Source organism: Pseudomonas sp. 2VD, from assembly GCF_005503585.1.
GTDB classification, from domain to species: Bacteria; Pseudomonadota; Gammaproteobacteria; order Pseudomonadales; family Pseudomonadaceae; genus Pseudomonas; species Pseudomonas aeruginosa.
Map to the genome: position 1 here is coordinate 1 of NZ_SCND01000470.1, position 3,948 is coordinate 3,948.

The window sequence follows — 3,948 nt, forward strand, 5'->3', positions numbered from 1 at the left end:
GGACCAGGCCCAGCGGCGGGTTGTAGCGGGCCCAGCCGACACCGCGGTCGCGGGCGTCGTCGGCCGCGCTGACCACCAGGCGCAGCCAGTCCTGGTCGCCGTCGAGGGGATCGTCGGCAAGCGGTAGTACGCCGAGTCCCACGATGGCCTTGATCGGGATCCCGCGACATACGACGGGGCTTTCGAAGGCCCGCAGCAAGCGGAGGCAGACCGACTCGGTTTCTTCCTGTTGCTGCCGTGGCAGGAGCAGTCCGAAGCGCGTCGGGCTGATCTTGTAGAGGGTGAAATCCGGCAGTTCCGCGCGGATGCGGTCGCGCGCCTCGAGCATGAGGTCGTTGGAAAAGGGATAGCCCAGCGTACGGATGATGGTATTCAGCAGGGCGAGGGGCAGGAGGTCGGCGGCGATCACGGTGAGGGCGCCGTCGCGCTGCAGGCGCAGGGAAACGTCCTCCTGCAGGCGGAGACGGTTGTACAGGCCGGTTGGCTCGTCGATGTAGTTGGTCGAGCGCAGCGTATGGATACGGGCCATCACCAGGCGGGCGAAATGCTCGAGCATGGCGATGTCGCGCTCGGACAGCGGCCCGCGTGGTTCCCGGTCGATGACGCAGAGGCTGCCGAGGTTGAGACCCTCCGCGGTGGCCAGCGGAGCCCCGGCGTAGAAGCGGATGCGCGGTTCGCCTTGCACATAGGGATTGTCCCGGAAGCGCGGGTCGAGGGTGGCGTCGGCCACCTCGAAGACTCCCTTGCCCAGGATCGCGTAGGCGCAGAACGAATCCCGTCGCGGCGTCTGCCGGGTATCGAGGCCGATGCTCGCGCGAAACCACTGGCGCTGGTGGTCGAGGATGGAAATGAGCGCGATGGGCGTCTGGAAGTAGGACGTAGCGGCGGCGAGGATTTCCTCGAATACCTCGTCCGCACCTTCTTCCAGCAATCCGAGTTGGTCGACGTAGGCTTGCCTGGAATGCTCGTTCGCGGGATAGGGTGGGGTTGCCATGCTGGACTCCTGGGCTACTGCGATGTCGGGCATCGGCAATCAATGATGTCATTGTGCCTTTATTTCGTGGAGCGCGGGCTCTTTCCCAGATTGCAGCGATGAAAGGGCATGGGGGTTGATCGCGGTCATGCCGGTAGGGCCTTCGACGCCGACGCCAGCTCTGCGAAACCGATTACCTGCCAATCGGACGTTTCCTATATCGACCGGCACCACCGCTCGCTAAAACGGTCGCACATGCTTCCACCGAGAAAAGACATGTCCGATACGTTCTCCTTCGCCTCGCGCCTCTGCAAGTTCGTCATCCTTCTCGTCATCCTGCTGATCGGCGGAGCCAGCCTCTACCTGTGGTGGCTGGGGCGGCCTTACCAGGACGCCATGTCCGCCTTCGTCCCGTTGCTCATGCCGATGCTCGTGCTGGTGCTGGCGTTCGATACGTTCCGGGCCCTCGCCCGAACGAGGCGCTAGGCGTCAGCGAGGCAGCGCTGTATTCCCGTCGTTCTACCCTGCCAGTTCTGGTAGGCGGCGGGTCTTCGCAGGCAAGCGCTTGAACTGGGTGAGGTTTCCGGATTTGTCCTGTTTCCGTGGCGAAGCCGTGCTTGCCTAATCCCCCGGTTCATCTAGATATACCCATGGCTTCCTCAGGGTTAAGGAGAAGTCATGCAACGAATCGTCATCGTCGGGGGCGGAGTGGGCGGCACTATGCTCGCCAACCTGCTGGTCGTCCGGCTCTACCCGGAGATACTCGGCGGCGAGGTGCAGGTACTGCTGATTTCCGACTCGCCGGATCACTACTACAAGCCGGCCTTCATGTACGTCGCCTTCGAGCAATTCTTCCTCGAAGATCTGAAACGACCGCAGCGCTCGCTGCTGCGGCCGGAAGTGATGTTCCAGCTCGACCGGGTCGACCGTTTCGATTTCCCCCGCCAGGAACTGCAGACCCGCAGCGGCAGGCGCCATGGCTACGACTACCTGGTGATCGCCACGGGTTGCGTGCCGGCTCCGGAACGTATCGAGGGGCTGAAAGAGGCTGGCGACCATTTCTACCAGTACCAGCCGGCCCGTCGGTTGGCCGAGCGGCTGGCGAGCCTGGAGTCGGGGCGGGTATTCATCACGGTGAGCTTCCCGAGGACGCCGAATGTGCCCCACCAGTGCGGGATCGCGCCTGTGGAGACGACCCTGATGCTCGACGACTACTTGCGCCGCCGGGGTGTCCGCGAACGTGTCGAGATCGTCTACACCTATCCCACCACGGCCCAGTTGCTGCGCAACTGTCTGTTCCTGCAACGACCGACCTGCGAAATCCTGCCGAGCCTGTTCGAGCAACGCGGCATCCGTTTCCAGCGCGGTTTTACCCTGGCCAGGGTCGACCCGGAGCGGCGCATCGCCTATTCGGAGGAGGGCGACGAGCAGCCGTTCGACTTGCTCATGGCGACACCGCCGATCCACGCCGTGGATGCGGTCCGGGAGTGCGGCCTGTCCCAGGCCGCCGCCGACGAAGGCTGGTTGCCGACGAACCATGAAACCTTGCAGGTGTATGGCGTCGACCGGGTGTATACCCTGGGCGATACCGTCGATCTGCCGGTGAGCAAGGCCGGTGGTGCCTGTCACAACCAGGCGCCGGTAGTCGCCAGCAACATCGCTGCCGAGATTCGTCTCGGTAAGCCCTGCGCGATCTACGATGGACGAGTCCAGGCTGTCGCGCAGATGGGCCTGAACGCCGGAATGCCGCTCTGGTACGACTATCGGCACGACGTAAAGCCGACCCCGCCGACCAAGCTTGGCGGGTTGTTGCGCCAGGGTTTCAATCGCGGCCTGTACTGGGCCGTAGCCCGTGGAATGCTTTGACCCCGCACGGGGAGGAGCCGACATGGATAGCCATCAGCAGCCATACGCGTCGCAGGCGCAGGCCGATACCACCCTGTTTCCCGAGCAGACCCGCGAGAGTCTCCAGGCCCTGGCCGTCAAGTTGCAGCCGCTGATCGAGGGCCACCGCCTGGACAACCTGGTGGATCTGCTGTCACTGCTTTCGGATATCGTCGATCTGCTGGACCCGGCCATGGTGGACAGGCTGGCGCAGCTCTTCGAGCAGGTCACCAGTGTCGGTTGGTCAGTCGGTAACGCGGTACGCGTGGCCAAGGCGGAGCTGCTCCGAGAGCAGCCGCCAAGCCTGAAAGACCTGCTGCGGTTGTTGCGCGACGCCGATACCCGGCGCGGGCTGGCTCTCGTGCTGGGTAGCTTGCGCAGCCTGGGGTGCCAACTCGCCGCGGAGCAGGAGGTTGCCCATGGTGCATGACCTTCTCCGAGATCGTGCGGATCTAGAGGCGCGTTGGAACCCTTCCGCCTACATGCAGTTCGCCCGATTGCGCCAGCGGCCGGTGGTCGAGTTGCTGGACCATATCGAGCTGTGCTGTCCGGAACGGATCTACGATCTTGGCTGCGGAACCGGCATCGCCACCGAATTGCTCGCCCGCCGCTGGCCGCTGGCCGAACTGCACGGCGTGGACAGCTCCGTGGAGATGCTCGAGGAGGCCGCGCGCTTGCCGATCAAGGCCAGTTGGGAACGCGCCAACCTGCGCCACTGGTGCGCCGAGCGCCCTGCCAGCCTGCTGTTCGCAGCGGCGGTACTGCACTTTCTCGAAGATCACGGCAAGCTGCTGCCACGCCTGCTGGGGCAACTGGCTCCGGGAGGCTGCCTGGCGGCGCACATGCCGAACTGGCGCGATGCTTCCTGGTATCGCCTGATGCTCGATGCGCTGGACAGTGCGGGCCCCGGCGGTGCATCGCTGGGCAGCCCCGCGTTGCGCTACCGGCTGCATCGGCGCAATGTGCTGTCGCTGGACAACTACTACCGGCTACTGGCACCGCTGACGGCGGAGCTGGACATCTGGGAGACCGAGTACCTGCAAGTGGTGGACGGCAACGACCCGATCTTCGATTGGATCAAGGTCTCCGCC

The 3,948-nt window shown here is 64.5% G+C and carries 4 protein-coding genes and 1 pseudogene; 4 read left to right on the forward strand and 1 reads right to left on the reverse strand.

From position 1 onward, the window contains the following. Positions 1-994, reverse strand: a pseudogene (locus tag FFS27_RS29880) (cyclic di-GMP phosphodiesterase); the annotation flags it as partial. A 255-nt stretch (positions 995-1,249) separates the two neighbouring features. On the opposite strand from FFS27_RS29880, the gene FFS27_RS29885 reads away from it, so the two are divergent. The 4 genes from FFS27_RS29885 to FFS27_RS29900 all read left to right on the forward strand — a co-directional run. Continuing rightward, positions 1,250-1,459, forward strand: a complete 210-nt coding sequence (locus tag FFS27_RS29885) for a hypothetical protein (RefSeq protein ID WP_003090037.1) — start codon at positions 1,250-1,252, stop codon at positions 1,457-1,459. 192 nt (positions 1,460-1,651) lie between these two features. Continuing rightward, on the forward strand, positions 1,652-2,839 hold the full coding sequence (locus FFS27_RS29890) for an NAD(P)/FAD-dependent oxidoreductase (RefSeq protein ID WP_003090036.1): 1,188 nt from the start codon (positions 1,652-1,654) through the stop codon (positions 2,837-2,839). Positions 2,840-2,861: 22 nt separating this feature from the next. Further along, the gene (locus FFS27_RS29895; RefSeq protein WP_003090035.1) at positions 2,862-3,287 is read left to right on the forward strand and encodes a DUF1641 domain-containing protein; all 426 of its coding nucleotides are present in this window, start codon (positions 2,862-2,864) and stop codon (positions 3,285-3,287) included. Further along, on the forward strand, positions 3,277-3,948 hold a 672-nt coding region (locus FFS27_RS29900), incomplete at its 3' end, for a methyltransferase domain-containing protein (protein WP_137952417.1). The genes FFS27_RS29895 and FFS27_RS29900, both read left to right, overlap by 11 nt.

Bases quoted from the DNA above. Each gene is read 5' to 3' on its own strand.
- FFS27_RS29885 (WP_003090037.1), top strand. From the start codon at position 1,250: ATGTCCGATACGTTCTCCTTCGCCTCGCGCCTCTGCAAGTTCGTCATC.
- FFS27_RS29890 (WP_003090036.1), top strand. From the start codon at position 1,652: ATGCAACGAATCGTCATCGTCGGGGGCGGAGTGGGCGGCACTATGCTC.
- FFS27_RS29895 (WP_003090035.1), top strand. From the start codon at position 2,862: ATGGATAGCCATCAGCAGCCATACGCGTCGCAGGCGCAGGCCGATACC.